This is a genomic window from Flagellimonas spongiicola (assembly GCF_023502425.1).
In the GTDB taxonomy this organism is placed as follows: Bacteria; Bacteroidota; Bacteroidia; order Flavobacteriales; family Flavobacteriaceae; genus Flagellimonas; species Flagellimonas spongiicola.
The window spans coordinates 639,036-663,953 of record NZ_JAMFMA010000002.1; the positions used below are offsets into that span (position 1 = coordinate 639,036).

The 24,918-nt window shown below is 40.2% G+C and carries 18 protein-coding genes; 10 read left to right on the top strand and 8 right to left on the bottom strand.

The features are described from left to right. Positions 1 to 51 precede the first annotated feature (51 nt). Together M3P19_RS09130 and M3P19_RS09135 are read left to right on the top strand one after the other, a co-directional pair. Positions 52 to 2,205, top strand: a complete 2,154-nt coding sequence (locus M3P19_RS09130) for a prolyl oligopeptidase family serine peptidase (RefSeq protein WP_249657360.1) — start codon at positions 52 to 54, stop codon at positions 2,203 to 2,205. Positions 2,206 to 2,262: 57 nt separating this feature from the next. Beyond that, positions 2,263 to 3,255: a sulfate/molybdate ABC transporter ATP-binding protein gene (locus tag M3P19_RS09135; protein ID WP_249657361.1), complete on the top strand. Its 993-nt coding sequence runs from the start codon at positions 2,263 to 2,265 to the stop codon at positions 3,253 to 3,255. A 29-nt stretch (positions 3,256 to 3,284) separates the two neighbouring features. On the opposite strand, the gene M3P19_RS09140 is transcribed toward M3P19_RS09135, so the two are convergent. The 3 genes from M3P19_RS09140 to M3P19_RS09150 are packed head-to-tail and all read right to left on the bottom strand — an operon-like array spanning position 3,285 to position 6,460. Beyond that, complete coding sequence (locus M3P19_RS09140) at positions 3,285 to 3,737, bottom strand: 3-oxoacyl-ACP synthase (RefSeq protein WP_249657362.1); 453 nt, start codon at positions 3,735 to 3,737, stop codon at positions 3,285 to 3,287. 9 nt (positions 3,738 to 3,746) lie between these two features. Next, complete coding sequence (locus M3P19_RS09145; protein ID WP_249657363.1) at positions 3,747 to 5,096, bottom strand: sensor histidine kinase; 1,350 nt, start codon at positions 5,094 to 5,096, stop codon at positions 3,747 to 3,749. Beyond that, positions 5,096 to 6,460 carry a sigma-54-dependent transcriptional regulator gene (locus tag M3P19_RS09150; RefSeq protein ID WP_249657364.1) on the bottom strand — a complete coding sequence of 455 codons (1,365 nt, stop codon included), beginning with the start codon at positions 6,458 to 6,460 and terminating at the stop codon, positions 5,096 to 5,098. Before M3P19_RS09150 ends, M3P19_RS09145 begins: the two co-directional genes overlap by 1 nt. A gap of 202 nt (positions 6,461 to 6,662) precedes the next feature. Here M3P19_RS09150 and M3P19_RS09155 point away from each other — a divergent pair, with 202 nt between their 5' ends. From M3P19_RS09155 to M3P19_RS09190, 8 genes are all read left to right on the top strand, one after another. Beyond that, positions 6,663 to 8,006: a TolC family protein gene (locus tag M3P19_RS09155; protein WP_249657365.1), complete on the top strand. Its 1,344-nt coding sequence runs from the start codon at positions 6,663 to 6,665 to the stop codon at positions 8,004 to 8,006. 8 nt (positions 8,007 to 8,014) lie between these two features. Continuing rightward, on the top strand, positions 8,015 to 9,265 hold the full coding sequence (locus M3P19_RS09160) for an efflux RND transporter periplasmic adaptor subunit (protein ID WP_249657366.1): 1,251 nt from the start codon (positions 8,015 to 8,017) through the stop codon (positions 9,263 to 9,265). Positions 9,266 to 9,333: 68 nt separating this feature from the next. Beyond that, a complete protein-coding gene (locus tag M3P19_RS09165) occupies positions 9,334 to 10,029 on the top strand; it encodes an ABC transporter ATP-binding protein (RefSeq protein WP_249657367.1) in 696 nt (231 codons plus the stop codon). 45 nt (positions 10,030 to 10,074) lie between these two features. Further along, positions 10,075 to 12,459, top strand: a complete 2,385-nt coding sequence (locus M3P19_RS09170; RefSeq protein ID WP_249657368.1) for an ABC transporter permease — start codon at positions 10,075 to 10,077, stop codon at positions 12,457 to 12,459. A 24-nt stretch (positions 12,460 to 12,483) separates the two neighbouring features. After that, positions 12,484 to 14,922, top strand: a complete 2,439-nt coding sequence (locus M3P19_RS09175) for an ABC transporter permease (RefSeq protein WP_249657369.1) — start codon at positions 12,484 to 12,486, stop codon at positions 14,920 to 14,922. Between the two features lie 19 nt (positions 14,923 to 14,941). Next, positions 14,942 to 17,314, top strand: a complete 2,373-nt coding sequence (locus tag M3P19_RS09180; RefSeq protein ID WP_249657370.1) for an FtsX-like permease family protein — start codon at positions 14,942 to 14,944, stop codon at positions 17,312 to 17,314. Between the two features lie 20 nt (positions 17,315 to 17,334). Beyond that, positions 17,335 to 19,734 (top strand): ABC transporter permease, encoded by a 2,400-nt coding sequence (locus tag M3P19_RS09185; RefSeq protein WP_249657371.1) that lies wholly within the window; start codon positions 17,335 to 17,337, stop codon positions 19,732 to 19,734. A gap of 11 nt (positions 19,735 to 19,745) precedes the next feature. Further along, positions 19,746 to 20,408: an ABC transporter ATP-binding protein gene (locus M3P19_RS09190; RefSeq protein WP_249657372.1), complete on the top strand. Its 663-nt coding sequence runs from the start codon at positions 19,746 to 19,748 to the stop codon at positions 20,406 to 20,408. Here M3P19_RS09190 and M3P19_RS09195 read toward each other — a convergent pair. From M3P19_RS09195 to rpmF, 5 genes are all read right to left on the bottom strand, one after another. Further along, positions 20,405 to 21,520, bottom strand: a complete 1,116-nt coding sequence (locus M3P19_RS09195) for an NAD(P)/FAD-dependent oxidoreductase (protein WP_249657373.1) — start codon at positions 21,518 to 21,520, stop codon at positions 20,405 to 20,407. The two genes, M3P19_RS09190 and M3P19_RS09195, sit on opposite strands and share 4 nt — an antisense overlap. A gap of 63 nt (positions 21,521 to 21,583) precedes the next feature. Beyond that, positions 21,584 to 22,936, bottom strand: coding sequence for an acetyl-CoA carboxylase biotin carboxylase subunit (gene accC, locus M3P19_RS09200; protein ID WP_249657374.1), 1,353 nt, complete (start codon positions 22,934 to 22,936; stop codon positions 21,584 to 21,586). Positions 22,937 to 23,014: 78 nt separating this feature from the next. Continuing rightward, a complete protein-coding gene (accB, locus tag M3P19_RS09205; protein WP_249657375.1) occupies positions 23,015 to 23,512 on the bottom strand; it encodes an acetyl-CoA carboxylase biotin carboxyl carrier protein in 498 nt (165 codons plus the stop codon). A 27-nt stretch (positions 23,513 to 23,539) separates the two neighbouring features. Next, positions 23,540 to 24,535: a beta-ketoacyl-ACP synthase III gene (locus M3P19_RS09210; RefSeq protein WP_249657376.1), complete on the bottom strand. Its 996-nt coding sequence runs from the start codon at positions 24,533 to 24,535 to the stop codon at positions 23,540 to 23,542. Positions 24,536 to 24,709: 174 nt separating this feature from the next. Next, complete coding sequence (gene rpmF / locus M3P19_RS09215; RefSeq protein WP_138837132.1) at positions 24,710 to 24,910, bottom strand: 50S ribosomal protein L32; 201 nt, start codon at positions 24,908 to 24,910, stop codon at positions 24,710 to 24,712. Positions 24,911 to 24,918: the final 8 nt, after the last annotated feature.

The window sequence follows — 24,918 nt, forward strand, 5'->3', positions numbered from 1 at the left end:
TTTATTAGCACTACAGATTTGCTTATTTTTATCATCATCAATCTGATAAAAATGAAAAAAATCTGTCTGTTAACCGTTGTTATTGTAATGGCCGCTTGTCAAAATGCACTTCAAAGAGAACCTATAGTAGTGACCTATCCTACCACTAAAAAAGTTGATACCGTAGATACCTACTTTGGAACTGAAGTTCAAGATCCATTTAGATGGCTTGAAGATGATAGGAGTCCAGAAACGGAAGCTTGGGTAAAGGAACAAAATGCTGCCACTTTTGGGTATTTGGATAAAATTCCCTTTAGGGAAGATCTTAAAAACCGCTTGGAAAAGCTTTGGAACTACGAGAAAGTTGGGTCTCCATTTAAAGAAGGGGATTACACCTATTTCTACAAAAACAACGGTCTTCAAAATCAATATGTGGTATACCGAAAAAAGGAGTCCGGTGAGGAAGAGGTTTTTTTAGACCCAAATAAATTTTCTGAAGATGGCACTACTTCGTTGATGTCTTTAAGTTTTACCAAAGATGGGTCCAAAGCAGCATATCTAATTTCGGAAGGGGGTAGCGATTGGCGAAAAGGAGTTGTAATAAATACGGCTAATCGTGAAATAGTTGAGGACACTTTAGTGGATATCAAATTCAGCGGAATTTCTTGGAATGGGAACGACGGTTTTTTCTATTCCAGTTATGATAAGCCGCAAGGCAGTGAACTTTCTGCCAAAACCGACCAACATAAATTATACTACCATAAATTAGGTACTGCACAAACTGATGACCAAGTTATCTTTGGTGGAACACCTGAGCAAAAACATCGTTATGTTGGCGGCTATGTTTCTGAAGACGGAAACTATCTCTTTATTTCTGCCTCTACCTCAACATCAGGAAACAAACTCTATTTAAAAGATTTACGTTCTGAAAGTAGTCCGTTGGTGACAATTTTGGACGATACCGATTCAGATACTTACGTTATTGATAATGATGGCCCAAAACTGTATTTGGTGACCAATAGAAATGCGGCGAACAAAAAAGTGGTTACTGTTGACGCCTCAAATCCTGGAGCGGATAATTGGAACGATGTAATTCCAGAAACAGAGCATGTGCTGACAGCAGGTACAGGTGGCGGCTACTTTTTTGCAGAATATATGGTAGATGCCATTTCCAAAGTACTGCAATACGATTATGAAGGCAATATGATACGGGAAGTTAATCTTCCAGGAGTTGGAAGCGCGAATGGCTTTGGCGGCAAGAAAGAAGACGCAGAGTTTTACTTTTCATTCACCAATTACAATACACCCAGTTCTTCCTACAAATACAATGTTGAAACCGGGGACTATCAGCAATATTGGGAACCAGAAATCGATTTCAACCCTAATGATTACGAATCCAAACAGGTGTTCTACAACTCAAAAGATGGCACCAAAGTGCCTATGATCATCACCTATAAAAAAGGGTTGGAATTGAACGGGAAGAACCCAACAATACTTTATGGTTATGGCGGATTCAATATAAGTCTTACTCCTTATTTCAGTATTACAAATGCCATATGGATGGAACAAGGTGGTGTTTATGCCGTACCTAATCTTAGAGGTGGAGGCGAATATGGGAAAAAATGGCATATTGCAGGGACCAAGCAGCAAAAACAAAATGTATTCGATGATTTCATTGCTGCTGCCGAATACTTAATAGAAGCAAAATATACCTCAAAAGAATACCTGGCAATTCGTGGTGGGTCAAATGGTGGTTTATTAGTTGGGGCGACCATGACCCAGCGTCCAGATTTAATGCAAGTAGCACTACCCGCCGTTGGCGTATTGGACATGTTACGCTACCACACGTTTACCGCTGGAGCAGGCTGGGCGTATGATTACGGAACTTCAGAAGAAAGCGAGGAAATGTTCCACTATTTGAAGAATTATTCTCCGTTACATAATATTAAGGAAGGGACGTCCTTTCCTGCAACTTTGGTCACAACAGGCGACCATGATGATCGTGTGGTACCAGCACATAGCTTTAAATTTGCGGCAGAACTTCAAGACAAACAAAATGGACCGCAGCCAACGTTGATTCGGATTGAGACCAACGCAGGACATGGTGCAGGCACACCTGTAAGTAAAACGATTGAGCAGTATGCTGATATTTTTGGCTTCACCTTGTTTAACATGGGCTACGATCAGTTACCCAACCAAGCTGTTCTCAAAGAATTTAAAGATTAAAATACCGTAATCGGGCATTAATCCGTTTCTAAAGAAGCGGATTAATTTATTAACCTCATGCTCAACGTTCAAATAAGTTCTTTTAGTTACCAGAAAAAGCCCATTTTGGAAGACATTAACTTTCAATTGGACAAAGGGCAACATTTGGCGTTAATGGGCGAGAGTGGCTCAGGTAAGAGTACCTTGCTAAAGATCATTTATGGCATTTTACATGTTGAGAATAGTTCTATCCAGTGGGGAGACAAGGTAGCATTGGGACCCAATTATAATTTGGTCCCGGGTGAATCTTATATGAAATACCTCTCCCAGGATTTTGATCTAATGCCTTATACCACCGTTTCCGAAAATATTGCGCAACACCTTTCGGTTTTTGAACAAGAATCGCATGCTGAACGTATTCAAGAGTTGCTTAATTTGATTGAGCTGGAGGCCTTTGCCAATGTGAAGGTTAAAAACCTTAGTGGAGGTCAACAACAGCGCGTAGCACTAGCACGTGTTCTCGCCCAAGAACCAGAGTTACTACTATTGGACGAGCCTTTTGGACATATAGATAATTTTAAACGCAATACCCTCCGCACTAAATTGTTTTCCTATCTAAGGCAAAAGGAAATCACCATAATAACTGCAAGTCATGATACGGATGATGTGCTCCCTTACGCGGATCATACTATGGTACTTCAAAATGGCTCAGCAATTGCTTTGGATAAAACCAAAACCCTGTATCAAAATCCACCTAATTATTACGTGGCTTCCTTATTTGGCAGGGTAAATGAAGTGCCCATACGCTTACTCAAATCCTATGCGGAAATAGATAGATCCGTTCTCATTTATCCACATGAGTTTCAAATCTCGAATAAATCTGGACTGGAAGTAACAGTTAATAAAGCCTACTTCAAAGGCAGTCATTACTTAGTAGAGTGCAAAAAAATAGAAGGCACCGTGTTGTTTTTCAATGCTACAAAAAAACTAAAAGCCGGAGATACCGTATTTCTAAATATTTCCTTGGAAACCATCAATAACAGACTGCAGGCAATGGGTGGTTCAGAATAGCAGGCAAAATCTATTTAAACGAGATATTTTCAAGTTATTTTTAGAATCTTATGTGTATTACCGCGAAAGACATAGGAAGCTCCAGGCATCTTTCCCATTACCAATTGTGCAATTGGGCTATTGGCAGAAATGCAATACACCATTTCCCCGTTTTCCATTTTAAAAACCCCTGCACCAATAGCAATAAAATATGTCCCTAGGGTAGTCTTTACCAGATTTCCCAATCCTACTTTTTGATTTTGGCTTTCTATATTAATCTGCTGAAGTACCCGTTGCATTTGGTCCAAAACCACTTGTTGTTGTCCCAATTTCTCTTGTTCCAATTGCACCATGGCCCTACCTGTTTCATGTTTGTCCCCAGCGCTGCTTTTGGTTTCAGAATTCAAGGATTCTTGAAGCGAAATACTGCGTTTGGACAGCAAGTCTTTTTTAATATTGACATGTATCCAACAAAAGTCAAGTAAGATTTCTTTGAGTTCCATTCAAAATTGTTAAAAGGCCAGACGGAAAATAGTGTGTTGATTTGGAACGGATAAAACGGTTAAACTCCCGCCATGCAATTGCATTACACGTTTTGATAGGCTTAAACCAATCCCTGTGCCTTCGGTCTTCGTTGTAAAGAAGGGGACAAAAATCTCATCCATTAATTCAGCTGGAATTCCTGGTCCGTTATCCCTTACTTCAATGAATTTGGTTCCTTCCCGATCTAGGCCAGCAATCAATTGCACCTTTCCATGCTCTTGTTCCCTAACAGCTTGTAAGGCATTTTTGCAAAGATTGATCAACACTTGTGAAAGCTGTTTTTCATCAATGAAAAATTCCAAATCCTCCGGATTACATTTCATGGTGAATTCCGCATTTGTGTTTTCTACACGCGAAGACATCAAAATCGATATTTTATCAAACAAATCTTTTCCCTTCACCAATGACTTATTTGGTTCTGGAACACTGAGCAGACTTCGATACGATTGTACAAAATCCATAAGATCGCTACCTTGATCCTTGATTACCTCCAGGCCTTTCAAAGTGTTTTCAATTTGCGCTTGCTCCAAATCTTGCAAATCCACCATCTCGCCACCTTTTCGATAGTATTTACTGATGGAATCCGATATAGATGCAATAGGTGTAATGGTGTTCATGATTTCGTGCGTGAGAACTCGAATCAATCGCACCCATGATTCCGTTTCCTTTTCATCCAGTTCTGCTTTGATATCCTGCACTACAACCAGTAGGAGGGATTGTCCATCTAAAACCAATGGGGTGGATTTCAAGGCTAATTGGTATTGTTCCCTTTCATTACTTAATTGGAACAACCTTCTGTCAAAAGGTTTAAATGCTTCAATCACCTCATAAAGCTCTTGATCCACTTGGGCCAATTGTTTTATATGGTTTAGTGGTGTATAGTTCAGCAACCTTTCCAAGGTTGGATTGGAAAACAGGATATGTCCTTTCTCGTTGAAGGTCATGATCCCTATACTCGCTTGCTTTAAAATCTCTTGGTAGTATTGTTCTCTTATTTGTAGTTGAAGATGTACTTCTTGAATCAGTCCATTTACCCTATTTAAACTTTTATTCAGTTCTTTGAAGGATTTTATGGTCACCCGTTCCGGAAACCGCAACGTAAAATCCTCATTTCGGATGGCATCAAAAAAATAAGCGATTTTACGGTTTGTCCTGTTGATGAACCGTATCAATCCGTAGACCTGTGTCACTAAAAGAATCAATGCCAATCCCGAAGTAAAGTACCAGTCTTGCACTATGGCCCATGCCAATAACAGCGCAGTTAGCGTAATCACCAGTACACTGAATATGAGTTGAATATAAAAATTACGACTGGCCATCAGCTGTTCTTTTTCTTGAGTTTGTTATAAAGCGTCTGTCTGGAAATTCCCAACTGTTCGGCAGCAGCGCTATGATTACCATCGTGCTCCTCTAGTGCTTTAGTAATCATCTGCTGCTCCATTTCATCAAGGGTGGAAGGGTTATTGTCAAAAATAGTTGATGCTTTAGTGTGCAAAAGAAAATCTGTAGGTTTCAAAACATTTCCTTCTGAAAGAATTACGGCACGTTCTATGGTATGCTGTAGTTCCCTAACGTTCCCCGGCCATGAATAATCCATAAGCTTTTCCTGAGAAAGATTATTCATTCGAAGGCCTGGCTTGTCGTATTTAGCGGCAAATTTCTTTAAAAAGAATTCTGCCAATACCAAAATATCACCATCACGTTCACGGAGCGGGGGCACCTCAATATTTATGGTATTGATACGATAAAGCAAATCCTCTCTGAACAAACCGTCCGCAACCATTTGTTCCAGATTGCAATTCGTAGCGCTGATCAAACGGATATCCACATCAATTGATTTATTTGAACCAACCCGAACCACCGATTTGTTTTGTATGGCTGATAAGAGTTTTGCTTGCATTTGCAAGGAAAGGTTACCCATTTCATCAAGAAACAAGGTGCCTTTATGTGCTGCTTCAAATTTTCCAGCGCGGTCTTCTTTAGCGTCTGTAAATGATCCCTTGGTATGTCCAAATAATTCGCTTTCAAATAGATTTTCGGCAATTGAGCCCATATCAACCCCAATAAAGAGCTCTTCTTTTCTAGCTGACAACCGGTGTAACTCTCGTGCAATGAGTTCTTTTCCTGTACCATTTTCTCCAGTAATCAAAACATTCACATCGGTTTTAGCAACCTTACGCACCAAATTAAGCACAGCGGTCAGTGCCTTGGAGTTTCCAATGATAAAATTCTTGTCCTCATTGATTACCTGCTTCAGTTTATTCTCCTTTTGTTTAAGCTCATGGATTTCAAGTTTTGATTTCCTTAACTCATAGGCGGACTTAACCGTTGTGAGCAAGCGTTCATTGTTCCATGGTTTTAAAATAAAATCGGAAGCGCCTTGTTTTAATGCTTTAACGGCCAAGTCAACAGCACCATATGCTGTCATCATGATCACTGAGGTATTGGGCGATTTCTTCTTTATCTCATTCAACCAAAACAAACCTTCATTTCCTGTATTTACGCCGGCAGAAAAATTCATGTCTAATAGTACAATGTCTACTTGCTGCATGTTAGGATAAGAAGATATCTGATTGGGATTAAATAGTGTTTCGACACTTTTGTATTCAAACTGCAAAAGAATATCCAGTGCGCTTAAGACACTTTTATTGTCATCAATGACTAAGATTTTGGCTTCGACCATGAAAATTTAGTTCTGCTTGGCGCTAAAACTACAATTTGAGTTGGGAAAATGCGAATGAGTGTAAAAATATTGGACATCTTTTGTACAAATATTTTACACCTCAATGGGCGATGAAGTGAATCATACAATATATCTAATTGTTTATCAAGGCTTTATGGTTTTGGCACAGGAATAGCAATCATTTTGGCACAGCAATTAAAAAATGAACTTGAAAACATATTTAACAGTACTAACAATTCTGGTCTCCAGTATAAGTTTTAGTCAAAAAACTTGGTCTTTGGATGAATGTGTAGCTTATGCAATTGAACATAATCTTCAGGTATTGAATACATCTTACACCAAAGATTCCAGCAAAGAAAGTTACAGACAGTCCGTTCGGGATTTATTGCCCAGTGTAAATGGATTTGCCGATTATCGTATTCAATTTGGACGTTCTGAAGATCCAAACACCAACGATTTTGTGAACACTGAATTCTTCAGAAACAACTATTCGATGGGCGCTAATTTGGGTGTGTTCCAAGGATTTCAAAAATTGAACGCCATTAAAGCATCAAAATTTATCTATAAAGCCACACAGGAAGATGTTCAGCAACAGAAATTCCTTTTGGCTTTTAGAGTTATGCAGGCCTATTACGACATTAAGTTTTTTGAAGGCTTAGTTGCTAACTCTTTGGAGCAGCAAGAAATTTCACAATCCAATTATGATTTGGTAAATAAACAAGTGGAACTTGGATTGATGGCAGGTGCTGATTTGTACGAAGCAGAATCGAATCTTTTAGGTGATAAGTTATTGGTCACACAAAACCAGAACTTGCTTGCCAATGCAAAATTGGTGTTGATTCAGGAGATGAACTATGAAGAGGATGAAGATCTTCGCTTGCAATCTGCAGTGGCGTCAATAGCAGGTCCTAATTTAACAGAACAAATCACAGTGGATTCATTGTATAGTACTGCTCGAGGTTTTATGCCCTTGGTCAAATCCCAAGAATACCGTATGCTGGCAGCCAAAAAACAATTACAATCCACACGAGGCTTCCTTTTTCCCTCACTTTCCTTAGTTGCGGGAATAGGTACTTCGTATTTTGAAACCAATGTGGACAGCGATGGTAACTTAATCCCGTTCCGGACACAATTAAAAGACAACACCTCCAAGTTCATTGGGGCGGAACTAAGCATACCAATTAGTAATGGATGGGCAAACCGATCCAGGCTTAAACAACAGAAAATCGCTTATCAACAGGCGAAAAACAATTTGAAAATCCAGGAACAGGAATTGTTCCAGTTGATCCAACAATTGGTACAAACCCAAAATGCCCTAATAGCAGAATATGAGCAAAGCAATAAAAGGGTACAATCCCAGGAACTGGCATTCTCCATTGCACAAAAACGCTATGAAAAAGGATTAATCAATGCCATAGATTTATTCCAAGCCAAAAACCTGTTTGGGGTGGCACAAAACGAAAACTTGCAGGTTGGTCTCCGTTTGAAAGTAAACAAAAGCACTATAGATTTTTACAACGGACTACCAGTATTTAACATCAATTAAAAAGAAAAATGGATATACAACTTGAAAAGAAAAAAGGACTACGACCAAAACATTACGGTTACATTGCTTTAGGTCTGTTGCTTTTGTTTGTACTATGGAAATTGCTTTTTTCCACCTCCGTTTCTACCTATAGAACAGAGCGGGACCGATTAACCATTGCGCAAATCAGTGAAGGTAAATTTGACGATTATATTACCATAAATGGTAATGTGGCGCCAATTGCTACCATCTATATGGACGCTTATGAAGGTGGCCGTGTTTCAGAAAAATTAATCGAAGAAGGCACCATGGTCAAAAAAGGAGACATCATCCTTAAATTGGAAAACATGTCCCTTTACGAACAGATTTTAGCAAGCGAAAGTAACCTGGCCTTAAAACAAAATGACTTGCGCTCCACCAAATTGACTTTTGATTCAAGACAAGTAGAAGGCCGAAGAAACCTTGCCACGGCGGAATATGATCTTCAACGTTTGAAACGTAACTATGAACAAAATGAGGCGCTTTTTCAAGATGAACTTATTTCCAAGGAAACTTATCTGCTCTCCAAGGAAAACTATGAGCTGTCCCAAAGGCAATACGATATTGTGAAACTTCAGACTGAACAGGATGACGAATTAAGAAAAACTTCCTTGACCAGTCTGGACGGTGATTTACAACGGATGAGGCAAACCCTTAGCATGGTTTATGAACGTTTGGACCACTTGAATGTTCGCGCTCCCGCTGATGGACAATTAGGATTCTTGGATGCTGAAATTGGGCAAAACATTGCGCAAGGTGAACGTATTGGTCAAGTAAACGTGCTGACAGATTTCAAAATTGAAGCTGAAATTGACGAACATTATATTGATCGGGTTAAAAGAGAGCTACTGGCCAGCATGGAAAGAAATGGAAATGAGTATGGGCTTCGCATTCGAAAAGTCTATCCAGAAGTAAGAAATGGTCGTTTTAATGTGGATTTGGTGTTTACTGGAGAAAAACCAGAAACCATCAGAGCGGGTCAGAGCTACAACATAAGATTGCAACTAGGTGCTTCCAGCGATGCCCTCTTGCTACCAAAAGGTGGTTTCTTTCAAAGTACCGGAGGACAGTGGGTATTTGTTGTAAACAACAACGGCAGTGAAGCGTTAAAACGGAATATCCGAATAGGAAAACAAAACTCCAGATATTTTGAGGTGCTGGATGGCCTTCAACCGGGAGATCAGGTCATTACCAGTAATTATGACACATTTGGAACAGCGGAACGAATCGTATTAAAATAAATATATGTAACATCCAGTATTAAGAGGATGTCTTTAAACTAATTGGTAAAACAGATAACAATCAAAAAATGATACAAATAGAAAACCTTAAAAAAAGTTTTAGAACTGAGGAAGTGGAAACACTGGCACTAAATGGGGTAAACCTTAACGTAGCCGAGGGTGAGTTTGTCGCCATCATGGGCCCATCTGGATGTGGTAAATCCACATTACTTAATATTATTGGGATGTTGGACAATCCATCTGAAGGCAGCTACCAATTTGCAGGACACCAAGTTGGTGGCCTAAAAGAAAGCCAACGTACTCAACTTAGAAAAGGAAATCTTGGTTTTGTATTCCAGAGCTTTAACCTAATTGACGAGCTTACTGTTTACGAAAATGTGGAATTGCCGTTGATCTACCTAAAAATGAGCAAGGCTGAGCGCAGGGAAAAAGTAAAAACCGTTTTGGAACGCATGAAGATTGCCCATAGAGAGAAGCACTTTCCACAACAACTATCCGGTGGACAACAGCAACGGGTTGCTATTGCAAGAGCTGTGGTTACCAATCCAAAATTAATTTTAGCGGATGAGCCAACAGGAAACTTGGATTCCAAAAATGGTATTGAGGTCATGAACCTACTTACCGAACTCAATCAAGAAGGAACTACAATTGTAATGGTAACCCACTCTGATCGTGATTCCCATTATGCACATAGGGTAATCAACCTATTTGATGGACAAATCGTGACCCAGAGTCAGAACAAACCCATGGGCGCAATGGCTTAGGAGGAGTTTATTCAATCAATCATCAAACAATCTAAAACGAGAACCATGTTTAAGAACTATTTGAAAATAGCTTGGAGAAATCTTATGAAACGTAAGATTTTCACCGCAATCAATATTTTGGGATTGGCCATTGGGTTTGGTAGCAGTATTCTAATCTATCTGTTCTTAAGCCATCATCTTTCTTACGATAATTTTCATGAGAATTCAGATCGGATTTATCGTTTTGTAACGGAGGAACATAGGGACAATATTGATTATGAAGCGACTGTTCCTCCCGCATTTGCCAATGAGTTTCGGCAGAATTACAACTATGCCGAGAAGGTTGCCAAACTCGCCATTTGGGAAAACACCCAATTGGATTTTGAACTCAACCAACAAAAAATTCAGGTAAAAGAGGATATGTTGTTCGCTGAAGCCGACTTCTTTGAGATCTTCAATTATCCCCTAAAAGAACATATAAGCACTCGTAGTTTAGAAGAACCTAACACCGCTTATGTGACAGTGGATATGGCTCAAAAATTGTTCGGTAATTCAAATCCATTAGGACAAACAATGCGCTTGGACAATATGGAAACCATAGAAGTAATTGGGGTGTTGGAAAATTTTCCTAGGGCCACTATGCTTGAAGAAGGTCTGATCATTTCTTTCGAGACCCTGAAAAAACTAGATGATTTTGCTGGCACAGAAGTCTGGACAGGAATGACCACCAGTCTGGAGTGTTTTGCGTTGCTTAAACCTAATCAAGACGTCGATGCTATTGAAACCGCTTTGCTAGAACTTCCAAAAAAGCATAGAAGTACGAGTAAAAACAGACATGAATATCAATTGCAACCATTGGCAGATGTTCATTTTAATCCCCTATATGGTGGCGTAGACCCAACATTGCTTTGGGCATTTGGTATTATTGGATTGTTCCTGATAAGTATTGGATGCATCAATTTCATCAACATTTCCACGGCGCAAGCCTTTTACCGGTCTAAGGAAATTGGCATACGTAAAGTTCTGGGGAGTTTTAAAAATCACCTGTTTTGGCAATTCCTTTCCGAAACTTTTGTGATAAGTGTTTTTGCATTGGGCATTGGGGTCATATTCGCTTCACTAATGCTGCCTTCCTTCAATTCACTTTTCCAAACGGAATTGTACATGGAAAGTTTACTTTCCGTACAATTCTTTGGTTTTGTAGCCCTGTTATTGATTCTAATCTCCTTTCTTTCTGGAAGCTATCCCGGTATACTAATGTCTCGAATTGTGCCGGTATTGGCATTAAAAGGAAAGCTCAACCACAATGATACCGGCGGCTCATCCACTCGCAAAGTATTGGTGGTTGCACAGTTTGCTATTTCCATCATATTGATTGCAGCCACTTTGGTGATTTCAAGACAGATAGACTATGCCATTAATACGGATTTGGGGTTTGATAAGGAATCCATTGTCATGGTTAAAATCCCCAAAGAATTGGAAGCGGTACAACTCGAATCATTGACAAATAGATTAGATTACATATCAGGTGTGGAAGATGTTACCGCGTGCCTAAGTAGTCCAGGCGGTTCTGAAAACCGATGGGGAACGGGAGTAAAGTACCACAACAGACCCGAATACGAAGAATTTAGTATGCAGGTTAAACTTGCAGATTTAAACTACCTAAACACCTTTGATTTGGAGCTTGTTGCCGGGCGTAATTATTTCAAAGCCGATTCCATTACAGAGGTTTTAGTTAACGAAAAGTTTGGGAAAAAGATTGGGGTCAATAATCCGGAAGAACTATTGGGAAAAAAGTTTGAAGCCAACGGCGGATATGTAAAAGCATCTATTGTTGGGGTGGTAAAGGATTTTCATGACGGTGATTTCACACAAGAGATAAGTCCCATTTTTATGGCGCAGAACCCACAATGGTATGATGAAATTGCATTAAAGATCAACACACAGAACATTTCAACCACCTTAACACAAATCAAAGGAACTTGGAAAGACACTTTTAAAGATTATATCTACGAATACAATTTCTTGGACGATCGTGTTGAAGAACAATACGAGGAAGAGCAACGCTACTTGTCGTTATCAAAAATCTTTTCGGCTTTGGCAATCTTAATCGGTTGTTTAGGGATTTATGGGTTGATCTTGTTTTACGTAGGCCAACGTACTAAGGAAATTGGCATCCGAAAAGTCCTTGGAAGCGGTGTCGCCAATATATTGGCTTTGTTTACTGCCGATTTCTTCAAATTGATCCTAATTGCCGGTGTTTTCGCTACTCCGATATCCTGGTATTTAATGGAGCAGTGGCTTCAGGGCTACACCTATAGAACAGAAATACACTGGTGGATATTTGCAGTGGCCATTTTATCCATCATGACCATCACTTTGATCACCATAAGCTACCAAACGATCAAAGCAGCAATTACCAACCCAATTAAAAGCTTAAGAACCGAATAAAATCTCATCAAAAAACGATTAGTCATGTTTAAAAATCACATAAAAATTGCCTGGAGAAGCCTAAAAAAGCAGCCCTTTTTTACTTTTCTCAACGTATTTGGGTTGGCCATCGGCATAGCTGGATGTCTATTGATCACATTATATATTCATGATGAATTGAGCTTTGATACCATGTTTGCAGATGCAGATCGTATTCATCGTGTTAATGTAGACGTGAAATTTGGAGGGGAGGATCGTAGGTTCGCAGTGGTAAATGCGCCATTGGCAGAAGCCTTGGAAAACGATTTCTCCGAAGTCGAATTGACTACTCGATTTAGAACGGGTGGGAGTGTATTGCTAAAAACAACCGGAACTGAAATCAATGTCAAGGAGCAACAATCCACTTTTGTTGATTCCACATTTCTTAAAATGTTCGGAATCCGACTTTTGGCCGGAGATATTAATTCCGCCTTAAAGGAACCAAACACCATGTTGCTGACCAAAACGGCTGCAGAAAAACACTATGGTATTCAAGAAGCCGTAGGTAAGACTTTTGAACTGAACAACACCCAAACATTTACCGTAACCGGTGTTGTTGAGGACATGCCAAAAAATTCATTTTTAAGGGACCACACCGTATTTATGGCCATGTCAGGTTTTGAAGATTCTCGTATCGTAAATTGGGGCAGCAACAATTACCAAACCTTTTTCAAAGTTATCCCAAGCGCTAATGTGGATGCCATGCAGGAACCATTAAAAGGGTTCTTGGGTAAATATGTGATCCCCGGCATACAGCAATACATGCCTGGAATAACTGAAGAACAATTCATTGCTTCTGGCAATCACTTGATTTACACCAGTATGCCCTTGACAGACATCCACTTAAAATCGGATCGGGCGGCTGAAATTAGTCCCAACAACAATATTCAAAGCATATACATTCTAAGTTTTATTGCGGTCTTTCTTTTGGTCTTGGCTTGTGTAAACTTCATGAATCTTTCCACTGCCCATTCCTTAAAAAGAGCAAAGGAAGTTGGTGTGAGAAAAACTTTGGGCTCCAATAAAATTGATCTTATCCGACAATTTTTGGTTGAATCTGGGCTGGTATCATTTGGCGCATTGTTACTGGCGATTTTCCTTGCCATATTGGCGCTTCCATTTTTCAACGATTTGGCCGACAAAGATATCTCCATGCCCTATTCAAATCCTTTATTTTGGATTATTCTGTTGGCAGCTGGATTGGTTCTTGGGCTATTTTCAGGAAGTTACCCTGCCTTCTTTATGTCCAAATTTATTCCCGTAAAAGTACTTAAGGGATCAAATAGCAACAGTCTTGGTGGCAGTAAGGTGCGCAATGGGTTGGTTATTTTCCAATTTGCCATATCTGTTTTTCTGATTATCGGCACATTGGTAGTCTATCAGCAATTGAAATATATCCAAAATAAGGACCTTGGTTTTTCAAAAGACCAAGTGCTCATTGTAAATGACGTATACACTCTTGGTGATAAATCGGGTCCATTTAAAGAAGAAGTCAAAAAACTGAGTTATGTTGAAAATGCAACGATAAGCAGTTTTTTACCTACTCCATCCGCTCGAGGCGATAGTACTTTTGCCCCAGAAGATGGCCTAACAGACCAAGAACGTGCAATAAGTATGCAAGTATGGCGTGTTGATCATGATTATGTGGGCACAATGGATTTTGAGTTAATAGCCGGTCGAGGTTTTGATCGTAGATTCCTAAATGACTCCACAAGTATCATAGTGAATGAATCTGCTATTGCTACTATGGGATTGTCCCCCGAAGAAGTAATCGGTAAAAGGTATACGCCTGATTTTGGTGAGGAAGACCCTGAAATGTTAACCGTAATTGGGGTGGTTAAGGATTTTCATTTTTCGCCGTTTAGGAATGATATTGAGGCACTATGCATGCGCTTAGGAGATCTATATGCTGAATCCATGGCCGTCAAGTTGCATACTTCAGAATTTCAAGTAGCCATTGCAGACGTTGAAAATATTTGGAGTCAAATGGCCCCTGGACAGCCTTTCGATTATTACTTTATGGAAGATTCATTTAACGACACCTATAGATCGGAACAGCGTCTTGGCAGTATCTTCTTTATTTTCACAACCTTGTCCATTTTAATCGCATGTCTAGGTTTATTTGGACTGGCAGCCTTCAATGCCGAAAAACGGACCAAGGAGATAGGGGTTCGGAAAGTACTGGGGGCAACTGTTGGGCAAATTACTTTTAGGCTATCTGCCGATTTTCTGAAACTAGTGGGTATTGCCATATTGATTTCACTGCCTATTGGATGGTACGCCATGAACAAATGGCTCGAAGATTTCTCTTATCGCATTGAAGTAAAATGGTGGGTGTTGGTATTGGCGGCCATTGTGGCGGTCGTTATTTCACTCTTGACCGTGAGTTATCAAAGTATAAAGGCCGCTATTGTAAACCCAGTTAAAAGTTTACGCACCGAATAACACAGCCAAAAACACCATCATGTTCAAAAATTATATAAAAACCGCCTGGAGAAATTTGTTGAAAAACAAAGTCTACTTTGCCATCAATGCCATTGGTTTGTCCATTTCCATCGCGGTATCACTTCTAATGTTATTGTGGGTATTTGATGAATACGCCATGAATAAATACCATGAGAAAGATGATCAACTCTATTTGGTAAAACGAACCATTCCTTTGGAAGAAGGTGTTCTAGATGTTTACGCTGGAATCTCCTATCCCTTGTTGAATGAATCCAAAGCACAATTCCCAGAAATTGAGGATTACGTAACTATAGGCGCCACATTTGAAGACAATCTCAGACTGGAAAACACCGATTATAGAGCTCCAGGGGCGTTTACAAATACCGCTTTTTTTCAAAATTTTTCCGTTCCAGTGCTGTTAGGAAACATTGAAGATTTAGATAAAAAACCAGAGGCTCTGGCTATATCTGAACGTTTGGCCAAACGTTTTTGGGGAGAAGAATGGCCAACAAAAGCTTTAGGTAGTCCTGTGCATATTTACGACAATGGAGATTTTGCCGTAGCAGCAGTCTACGAGGATTTCCCGGTGCAGTCCTCTATCCAGAATGATTTTTATTACGGATTCCAAAGACACTTAAGTGAAAACGATTGGATGTTGGAATGGGGAAACAACGGTATGCAAGGGGCATTTGTTTTGCGAGAAGGCACCAATTTAGAAGCCCTAAACCAGAAGGTACAAAACCTATTCCACGAAAATATTACCGGTGAGTTTAAGGAAGGTGTGTTGTTTCAAAAGTTTTCCGACAACTATCTCTACAACCAATTTGATGAGCAAGCTGAAGTATCTGGTGGCCGAATTGAATATGTTCGCATATTCACATTAGCTGCGATATTCCTATTGGTCATCTCTTGTATCAACTTTATAAATCTATCCACCGCTCAAGCAGCTAAAAGAGCTGGTGAAATTGGGGTAAGAAAGGCCATAGGGGCGAGAAGGAACACGTTGATAGGCCAATTTTTTATGGAGACTTCCATGATAACCGCAACAGCGTTCATCTTAGGGATATTACTGACAATAACTTTGCTTCCATATGTAAATACCCTTACCAACAAAAGTTTGAGCATGGATTTTAACACCCCGTATCTATGGCTCACACTTTTCGGTGTATTTGCGCTAACCACCTTTTTATCCGGAGCATACCCCTCTTTTGTAATCTCTTCCTTTAAACCCGTAACTGCTTTAAAGGGAACTAGCAAAGAGCAAAAAGGCACTATTTCTTTTCGTAAGGGTCTTGTGGTCTTACAATTTTCACTGGCTTTGTTATTGATTATCTCGGCACTGATCATCCAGAAACAAATAGAATACGTCAATCAGAAAGATCTAGGGATTGCCAAAAACCATTTGATTTCTATTCACCAAGATGAGGCCTTGACCCAAAAATATGAAGCCCTTCGCAATGAACTTATCAATGCTGAGGGTATTGAAGGCGTAACACTTGTGGGGCCTTCTCCCTTAAGCACGCCTGCATCAAGCAGTGGAGTAAGTTGGTCAGGTAAAACCCAAGAACAGGAAAATATCGAATTTGCACTTTTATGGACTGCCCATGACTTTCCTGAAACATTTGAAATTCCCATTACTAAAGGGTCCTATTACGCCGAAGGCTCGCAGGACACATTAAATTTGGTTATAAATGAAACAGCTGCATCCTTGATGGACCTAGGTGAAGACCCTATAGGAAAGACTATTCAATTTTGGGGCAATCAGCGCCGTATTATTGGTGTTACCAAAGATTTTCACAATCGATCACTATATGAGCCTATTCAACCAACCATTTTTATGCTAGATCCAAATGACGCTGGCGAAATGTTCATAAAACTGGATGGCACACAAACCAAAACAGCATTGGCATCTGTGCAAGCCGTATTTGATAATGTGCTCCCCGATAACCCATTGCATTATGATTTTCTGGATCAGGAATATGCCGCAAGTTATAGTGCAGAAATCCTTACAGGCACCTTGGCCAAATATTTTGCCATTATTTCAATTTTGCTTTCTTGTCTTGGCTTATTTGGACTTGCAGCATTTATGGCTAAAGAGCGAACAAAGGAAATTGGTATTCGAAAAGTTTTGGGGGCAAGCGTGCAGAACATTACCGTTTTGGTGTCCAAAGACTTTTTCAAATTAATCACATTAGCAATCCTGTTATCTGGGCCAATCTCCTATTATTTCATGAATATTTGGCTAGGTAATTTTGCCTACAGAATCAACATACCCATGTGGGCATTTGTGCTCGCGGGAGCACTTACCCTTTTAGTTGCCTTAGCGACCATTGGATTCCAAGCTATTAAATCGGCAACGGCTAATCCCGTAAACAGTCTTCGGACAGAATAAACCATCAAAAAACGAAAATCATGATCAAGAATTATTTAAAAATCGCCTGGAGGAACCTCATCAAGAATAAGGCCTATACAGTGATTAATGTTGGAGGGCTCGCCTTAGGTATGGCCGTTACCCTAATCATTGGTCTCTGGCTGCTTGATGAACTTACATACAATAGTTATTTCTCCCAGCGACACCGAATGGCCCAATTGTTCCAATCGCAAACATTTAATGGGAATATAGGTACTGGACCGGCCATGCCAAGACCACTGGAAAAAGCCCTGCGCGATGGCTATATGGACAATTTTGAATACTTGATCATGTCCTCTTGGACCAATGACCTATATCTAAAATATGGCGAAAATAGTATTTCAAGACCCGGTAATTACATGCAACGAGAGGCTTCTGATTACTTGGAATTGGAAATCTTAAAAGGAGAAAAGGATGGTTTAAGGGAAATCAATTCCATCATGCTGTCTGAGTCTACAGCAAAAGCCCTATTTGGTCAAGAAGAACCAATTGGTAAAGTAGTTACAGCTAGTAATCAATACGACCTGATGGTAACGGCAGTTTATAAGGATTTGCCCTATAGCAATTCGTTTAAGGACACGGATTACCTGATTCCTTGGGACAATTATGTAAATAATAACCAATGGGTTAAGAATGCGGAAGACAATTGGGGCAACAACTCCTTTCAAATGTTTGTGCTGTTGGCAGACAATGTCGGCATGGAGCAAGTCACAAACACGATTCGTAATGTAAAGAAAGATTTAAATGAGGACACTGCTGAATTCAATCCCCAGCTGTTTTTATTGCCCATGGAGGACTGGTATCTCCGCAGCAATTTTGAAAATGGTAAACAAGTGGGTGGCCGTATCAAATATGTTTGGTTGTTTGGCGTAATTGGGATTTTTGTGCTTTTGCTTGCCTGTATCAATTTTATGAATCTGAGTACTGCCAGGTCGGAAAAGAGAGCGAAGGAAGTTGGGATCAGAAAATCCATAGGGTCGCAAAGGAACCAATTGATCAACCAGTTTTTAAGTGAGTCTTTTTTGGTGGTATTGTTCGCTTTTCTAATGGCTGTGTTTATTGTGGTTCTTACATTATCTGGCTTTAACGAATTGGCCCGAAAGGAAATCGAATTTCCATGGAGTTCCGGCAAATTTTGGTTGATTTCGTTAGGGTTTGTTTTGTTCACCTCGCTCTTGGCGGGCAGCTATCCAGCTTTGTATTTATCCTCTTTCAAGCCTGTAGATGTGTTGAAGGGAACATTTCAGTCCGGGAAATATTCTGGTTTGCCCAGAAAGATCCTTGTTGTTGTACAGTTCACCGTTTCTGTAGCTTTTATCATCGGAACCGTGATTGTAATGCAACAAATCAACTATGCAAAAAACCGCCCCGTAGGTTATGATAAGGAAGGCTTGATCCAAGTGCCAACCTTTAGTCAAGACTTTTCCGGCAAAACTGATTTAATGCGATCCGAATTCCTTAACTCTGGAGCTATTGTTGAAATGTCCACTTCAAGCAGTCCTACAACACGAATTTGGTCCAACAGAAGTGGTTTTAATTGGGAAGGAAAACCAGAAGGATTTCAAGAAGATTTGGCTTGGACAGAAGTATCGCCAGAATATGCAAAATCGCTTAACCTTAAGATTGTTGAAGGAAGGGATTTTTCCAGAGAGTTCGCCTCAGACTCCACAGCAGTGCTTATCAACCAGACAGCGAAAAAATACTTGGGCGTGGAAAATCCAGTGGGTATGCTGTTAATGGATGATGATACTGAAGATCCAAATCCACCTTTAAAAATAATTGGAGTGGTTGAGGACATGATTGCACAATCCCCCTATGAGCCTGTTAAACAGGCAATGTATGTCTTTGATCGTTTCGATAATTTCAGTTACTACAATATGCGTTTGAATCCAAATCAAAGCGCAGGACAAAATATTGCAATTATCGAACGTGTGTTCAAAGAGCACTTCCCTGAAATTCCTTTTCAATATGATTTTGTAGATGCAGAATATGCTGAAAAGTTTGCAGCAGAAGAGCGTGTCGGAACCTTGTCCGGTGTATTCACCGCATTAGCTATTTTAATTAGTTGCCTCGGCTTGTTTGGACTGACCTCCTTCGTAGCCGAACAGCGAACCAAGGAAATTGGTGTTCGGAAAGTATTAGGCGCTACGGTGTTCAACGTTTGGAATATGCTGTCCAAGGATTTCTTGAAACTTGTGATCATTTCCTGCTTTATCGCTGTGCCGATTGCTTATTATGTAATGAATGGTTGGCTCCAAGAATACCCGTATCGTGTAATTCTAAAGTGGTGGATCTTTGCATTAGCCATGCTAGGCGCCCTGGGGATTACAATGCTTACGGTAAGTTTCCAGGCCATTAAAGCGGCACGATCAAATCCAATTAAAAGTTTACGAACCGAGTAATTACAATAAACATGTTACTACAGCTTCAAAATATTTTCAAATGGGTAAACTCCGGAGGACAACGAATTTTCTTGCTAAAGGATATCAACCTTAAAGTTAAAGAAGGCGAGTTCATTTCCATCATGGGTCCTTCGGGTTCTGGAAAATCCACATTTTTGAATGTTATTGGAATGCTTGATGGATTTGATGAAGGGTCCTATGACTTTTTGGATGAATCCGTACACCAACTGAAGGAAAAGCATAGGGCAAAACTTTACAAGGAATACATAGGGTTTGTGTTTCAGCAGTACCATTTATTGGATGATCTTACGGTACAGGAGAATCTGGAAATGCCCCTACTGTATAAAAAACTTAAAGGTGCCGAGCGAAAAGCCATGGTAGCGGATATGCTTGATCGATTCAATATTGTGGGGAAAAAGGATCTTTTCCCTGCTCAATTAAGTGGCGGGCAACAGCAATTGGTAGGTATTGCCCGCGCGCTTATTTCCAGTCCTAAATTACTGTTGGCCGACGAGCCAACAGGAAACCTAAATTCTAAACAAGGGGAGGAAATCATGGAATTGTTCAAACAACTAAATGAGGAGGGGGTGACCATAATACAAGTAACTCATTCTGAAAAAAATGCGGCTTATGGCAAGCGGATTATAAATCTTTTGGACGGCAGAATGATTTAGCTGTGGAATTCTGCCAACTCCTTCCCCACCAATGATCCCAAGGCAACACCCATTCCTCCCAGACGAACGCCACAGGAGATATTGTTGGATACTTGTTTGACTATGGGTGATTTTTGAAGGCCAACTCCCATGATCCCACTCCAACGTTGTGCTATTTGTACTTTTTGGTGGGGAAGTATTACCTGCTTTAGCAGTTTTTCCAATTGGTCCTGAACAATTTTTGTTTGCCCAAAATCCATGGTTTCTTCAGTTTCAAAGTCCAAATTTCTGCCGCCGCCAAATAAAATTCTATTGTCTATGTTCCTAAAATAATAGTAGCCTTCATCCAAATGAAAAGTTCCCTTGATTTTTAAGTTGGCAATAGGTTCCGTAATGAGAACTTGGGCTCTCGCTGGTTGTACTTCTTCGGAAGAAAGCAGGGTTGATGCAAAGCCATTGGTGGCCACACAAACTTTATTGCTTTTAAACTCAAGATTAGGGCTCTGCACTGTCACTAAATTGCCATTATCTTCAAGATTGGACACGGTGATTCCATTCAATATATGGATGCCATTTTTTTGACATTTTTGAACCAAGGTGTTCATCATTTTGCCGGTATCCAGTTGCCCTTCAAATTTATGGGTAATGTAATTTTGATTTACCTTATCAAACCCAAATACATTTGGTGTTAGCTCAAAAGGTTTTTCCGCAAAAACAGGTTCCAATAGGGCATTTACTTCCTTTAATTGGACCTTACAATTAGCGAACAGATTCCTGTTTTCAAAAAAGAGTTCGTGTCCACCCAATTGCTTGAAACCGATGTTTTTATCCCCCAATCTTTGCCTAAGCAATTGTATCCCTTGGAATCTCTTTTGGACCAATTCAAAAACCTCTTGCTCCGAGTGCGTAGACAAATCGGATATGACTTCAGAGATACTCCCAAAACACGCAAAGCCTGCATTTTTGGTACTTGCACCTTGCGGAAGTGCTCCCTTTTCCAGCACCAAAATTTTGCTTTTGGGGTGCTTCTCTCGTAATTCAAGGGCACAATTTAATCCTACAATGCCGCTACCAACAATGGTAAAATCAACATTACTAAACCAAGTTTTGTACTCCCAATAACTTAAATTCATGGCTGTAAGGTAACACTGCTAAGAGGAAGCAACAAAAAACCCCGACTTACATCGGGGTTAATTTTAATCTTGATATTTAGGATCCATTTCAAAATCCTCCATAAATTTAGTGGTATAATTACCCGCCAAATAATCAGGATGCTCCATAAGCTGTCTGTGAAAGGGAATTGTAGTCTTTACCCCTTCAATAACAAATTCATCCAATGCTCTTCGCATTTTATTGATTGCCTCTTCCCTGGTTTGGGCGGTAGTAATCAACTTAGCAATCATGGAATCATAGTTTGGTGGAATCATGTATCCACTATACACGTGAGTGTCCAATCGGATTCCGTGCCCTCCTGGTGTATGCAATGTGGTGATTTTTCCAGGTGATGGCCTAAAATCATTATACGGATCCTCTGCATTGATACGGCATTCTATGGAGTGTAATTTTGGATAGTAGTTTTTACCTGAAATCGGGACACCCCCTGCAACCAAAATCTGCTCACGGATCAAATCATAATCTACAACTTGTTCCGTTATTGGATGCTCCACCTGAATACGGGTGTTCATTTCCATAAAGTAGAAATTACGGTGTTTGTCCACCAAAAACTCCACTGTACCTGCACCTTCATATTTAATGAATTCTGCGGCTTTAACTGCAGCTTTACCCATTTCCTCTCTCAAGGAATCCGTCATAAACGGCGAAGGTGTCTCCTCAGTCAATTTTTGGTGTCTCCGTTGTACCGAACAATCTCTTTCAGAAAGGTGACAAGCTTTACCAAATTGATCCCCTACAACTTGAATTTCAATATGGCGTGGTTCTTCAATCAACTTTTCCATGTACATACCCCCATTACCAAATGCAGCAGTGGCTTCCTGTACGGCACTTTCAAAATTGCTTTCCATTTCGTCCTCGGACCAAATAGCACGCATTCCCTTTCCACCTCCACCAGCAGTTGCCTTGATCATTACGGGGTAACCCATTTTTTTGGCAACCTTCTTGGCGTCTGCAACATCCTTAAGTAATCCTTCTGAACCAGGAATTGTTGGAACACCGGCTTTTTTCATGGTTTCCTTAGCGGTGGCCTTATCTCCCATTTGGTCAATTTGCGCACCGGAAGCTCCTATGAACTTGATTTCGTGCTCTGCACAAATTTTAGAGAATTTGGAATTTTCGGATAAGAATCCATAGCCTGGATGTATAGCATCTGCATTGGTTATTTCTGCCGCAGCTATAATGTTTGGTATCTTCAAGTAGGATTCGTGGCTAGGAGCAGGGCCAATACATACCGCTTCATCCGCAAAACGTACATGTAAGCTTTCTTCGTCTGCTTTGGAATATACCGCAACAGTTTTGATTCCCATTTCCTTGCAAGTTCGAATAATTCGAAGGGCGATTTCTCCCCTATTTGCAATAAGTACTTTTTTAAACATAACCTTGTGCGTTATAAATCCATAGTAAACTTTGCCTTATCCAAAAAACGGGATCAGACAGTTACTGATGAATTTTGGTTAGGAAGGGTCAACCAAGAAAAGCGGCTGATCAAATTCTACAGGCGAGGAATCCTCTACCAATACCTTTACAATCTTTCCAGAAACCTCTGACTCAATATCATTGAACAATTTCATTGCTTCAATAACACAAAGCACATCTCCTTGGCTGATACTTGCGCCCACCTCAACAAATGGTGGTTTATCTGGAGAAGGTTTTCTGTAGAAGGTGCCTATGATAGGTGACTTGATCGTAATGTACTTGGATTCATCATCAGCGGCTGGTTCTGGCGTACTTGCCGCAGGTGCAGGAGCTTCAGGAGCTACTGCAGGTGCAGGAGCCACAGGCATAGCAGGTGCCTGCGCCATAGGTATTTGCTGAACAATGGTAGTTTCAGGTGAGGAAGAAGTACTTCCCGTGCGGATGGTGATCTTTACATCTTCCATCTCCAGCTTTACCTCGCTGGCGCCTGACTTGGCCACAAACTTGATTAAACTTTGAATTTCCTTAATGTCCATCGAATATGATTTAGTTAGTTGTGCGATTTATGAATTATATGCCCATTTCAAGTAAATGGATCCCCAGGTAAAGCCTCCACCAAAAGCTGCAAAAATGATGTTATCTCCCTTTTTAAGTTGCTTCTCATAATCATGAAGCAACAATGGAAGTGTTGCGGAAGTGGTATTACCGTATCTATGTATGTTCATCATTACCTTGTCCTTGTCAAGACCCATTCTATTTGCGGTGGCATCTATGATTCGTTTATTGGCCTGATGTGGGACCAACCAACTTACATCCTCATGGGTCAATCCATTTCGGTCCATAATCAAGCCGGATACATCCGCCATATTGGATACTGCAAATTTGAACACGGATTTACCGTCTTGGTATACGTAATGCTGTTTGTTTTTAATTGTTTCTTCAGAAGCAGGTAAAATAGAACCACCAGCTTCAATTTTCAGGAATTGACGACCTATTCCATCGGTTCGCAAATATTCATCCTGAAAGCCTAATCCTTCTTCATTTGGTTCAAATAACACTGCGCCTGCGCCATCTCCAAAAATGATACAGGTTGTCCTGTCCGTGTAATCAATTATGGATGACATTTTATCAGCACCAATCAACAACACTTTTTTATAGCGGCCTGATTCGATGTAGCTGGAAGCGGTTGACATTCCATATAGAAAACTTGAACAAGCTGCCTGAAGATCGTAAGAAAATGCATTGGTTGCTCCAATCTCCGAAGCTACAAAAGCTGCAGTTGCCGCTACCGGCATATCAGGTGTTGCAGTTGCCAACAATACAAAATCGATTTCTTTAGGATCTACACCACTTTTATTCAAAAGATCTTGTGCTGCCTTGATCGCCAAAAAGGAAGTTCCTTGGTTTTCCTCCTTTAAGATTCTACGTTCTTTGATTCCCGTTCTGGTAGTTATCCACTCATCGTTGGTATCTACCATGGTTTCCAATACTTTATTGGACAAAACAAAATCGGGAACATAACCTCCCACAGCTGTGATGGCTGCTGTTGTTTTTTTCATATTAGTGTCTTTTTTTGTCAAAAACGTTCAAATTTGACCCAAAAGCTGTGAAAATTAGTCATTTTCTATGACTTATGGGCTAAAAAGGCGTTTTTTTGAATTTAACCAAGGTCCATAAAAAAACTCCCGCTGTACAACAACGGGAGTTGAATTTTTATTGAAGACCGTTAGCCATTAAGCTGCAGTCTCTTCTTCTGTCTTGTCAATCAAAACCTGACCGCGGTAATAAAGTTTACCTTCATGCCAGTGTGCTCTGTGATACAAGTGCATTTCTCCTGTTACAGAATCCTTAGCAATTGTAGGTGCAGTGGCCTTATAATGGGTTCTTCTTTTATCCCTTCTGGTTTTCGAAATTTTTCTTTTAGGATGTGCCATTGTATAAC

What these genes read in the sequence shown, in the direction of transcription:
- M3P19_RS09130 (WP_249657360.1), top strand. Translation starts at nt 52, where the DNA reads ATGAAAAAAATCTGTCTGTTAACCGTTGTTATTGTAATGGCCGCTTGT.
- M3P19_RS09135 (WP_249657361.1), top strand. Translation starts at nt 2,263, where the DNA reads ATGCTCAACGTTCAAATAAGTTCTTTTAGTTACCAGAAAAAGCCCATT.
- M3P19_RS09140 (WP_249657362.1), bottom strand. Translation starts at nt 3,737, where the DNA reads ATGGAACTCAAAGAAATCTTACTTGACTTTTGTTGGATACATGTCAAT.
- M3P19_RS09145 (WP_249657363.1), bottom strand. Translation starts at nt 5,096, where the DNA reads ATGGCCAGTCGTAATTTTTATATTCAACTCATATTCAGTGTACTGGTG.
- M3P19_RS09150 (WP_249657364.1), bottom strand. Translation starts at nt 6,460, where the DNA reads ATGGTCGAAGCCAAAATCTTAGTCATTGATGACAATAAAAGTGTCTTA.
- M3P19_RS09155 (WP_249657365.1), top strand. Translation starts at nt 6,663, where the DNA reads ATGAACTTGAAAACATATTTAACAGTACTAACAATTCTGGTCTCCAGT.
- M3P19_RS09160 (WP_249657366.1), top strand. Translation starts at nt 8,015, where the DNA reads ATGGATATACAACTTGAAAAGAAAAAAGGACTACGACCAAAACATTAC.
- M3P19_RS09165 (WP_249657367.1), top strand. Translation starts at nt 9,334, where the DNA reads ATGATACAAATAGAAAACCTTAAAAAAAGTTTTAGAACTGAGGAAGTG.
- M3P19_RS09170 (WP_249657368.1), top strand. Translation starts at nt 10,075, where the DNA reads ATGTTTAAGAACTATTTGAAAATAGCTTGGAGAAATCTTATGAAACGT.
- M3P19_RS09175 (WP_249657369.1), top strand. Translation starts at nt 12,484, where the DNA reads ATGTTTAAAAATCACATAAAAATTGCCTGGAGAAGCCTAAAAAAGCAG.
- M3P19_RS09180 (WP_249657370.1), top strand. Translation starts at nt 14,942, where the DNA reads ATGTTCAAAAATTATATAAAAACCGCCTGGAGAAATTTGTTGAAAAAC.
- M3P19_RS09185 (WP_249657371.1), top strand. Translation starts at nt 17,335, where the DNA reads ATGATCAAGAATTATTTAAAAATCGCCTGGAGGAACCTCATCAAGAAT.
- M3P19_RS09190 (WP_249657372.1), top strand. Translation starts at nt 19,746, where the DNA reads ATGTTACTACAGCTTCAAAATATTTTCAAATGGGTAAACTCCGGAGGA.
- M3P19_RS09195 (WP_249657373.1), bottom strand. Translation starts at nt 21,520, where the DNA reads ATGAATTTAAGTTATTGGGAGTACAAAACTTGGTTTAGTAATGTTGAT.
- accC (WP_249657374.1), bottom strand. Translation starts at nt 22,936, where the DNA reads ATGTTTAAAAAAGTACTTATTGCAAATAGGGGAGAAATCGCCCTTCGA.
- accB (WP_249657375.1), bottom strand. Translation starts at nt 23,512, where the DNA reads ATGGACATTAAGGAAATTCAAAGTTTAATCAAGTTTGTGGCCAAGTCA.
- M3P19_RS09210 (WP_249657376.1), bottom strand. Translation starts at nt 24,535, where the DNA reads ATGAAAAAAACAACAGCAGCCATCACAGCTGTGGGAGGTTATGTTCCC.
- rpmF (WP_138837132.1), bottom strand. Translation starts at nt 24,910, where the DNA reads ATGGCACATCCTAAAAGAAAAATTTCGAAAACCAGAAGGGATAAAAGA.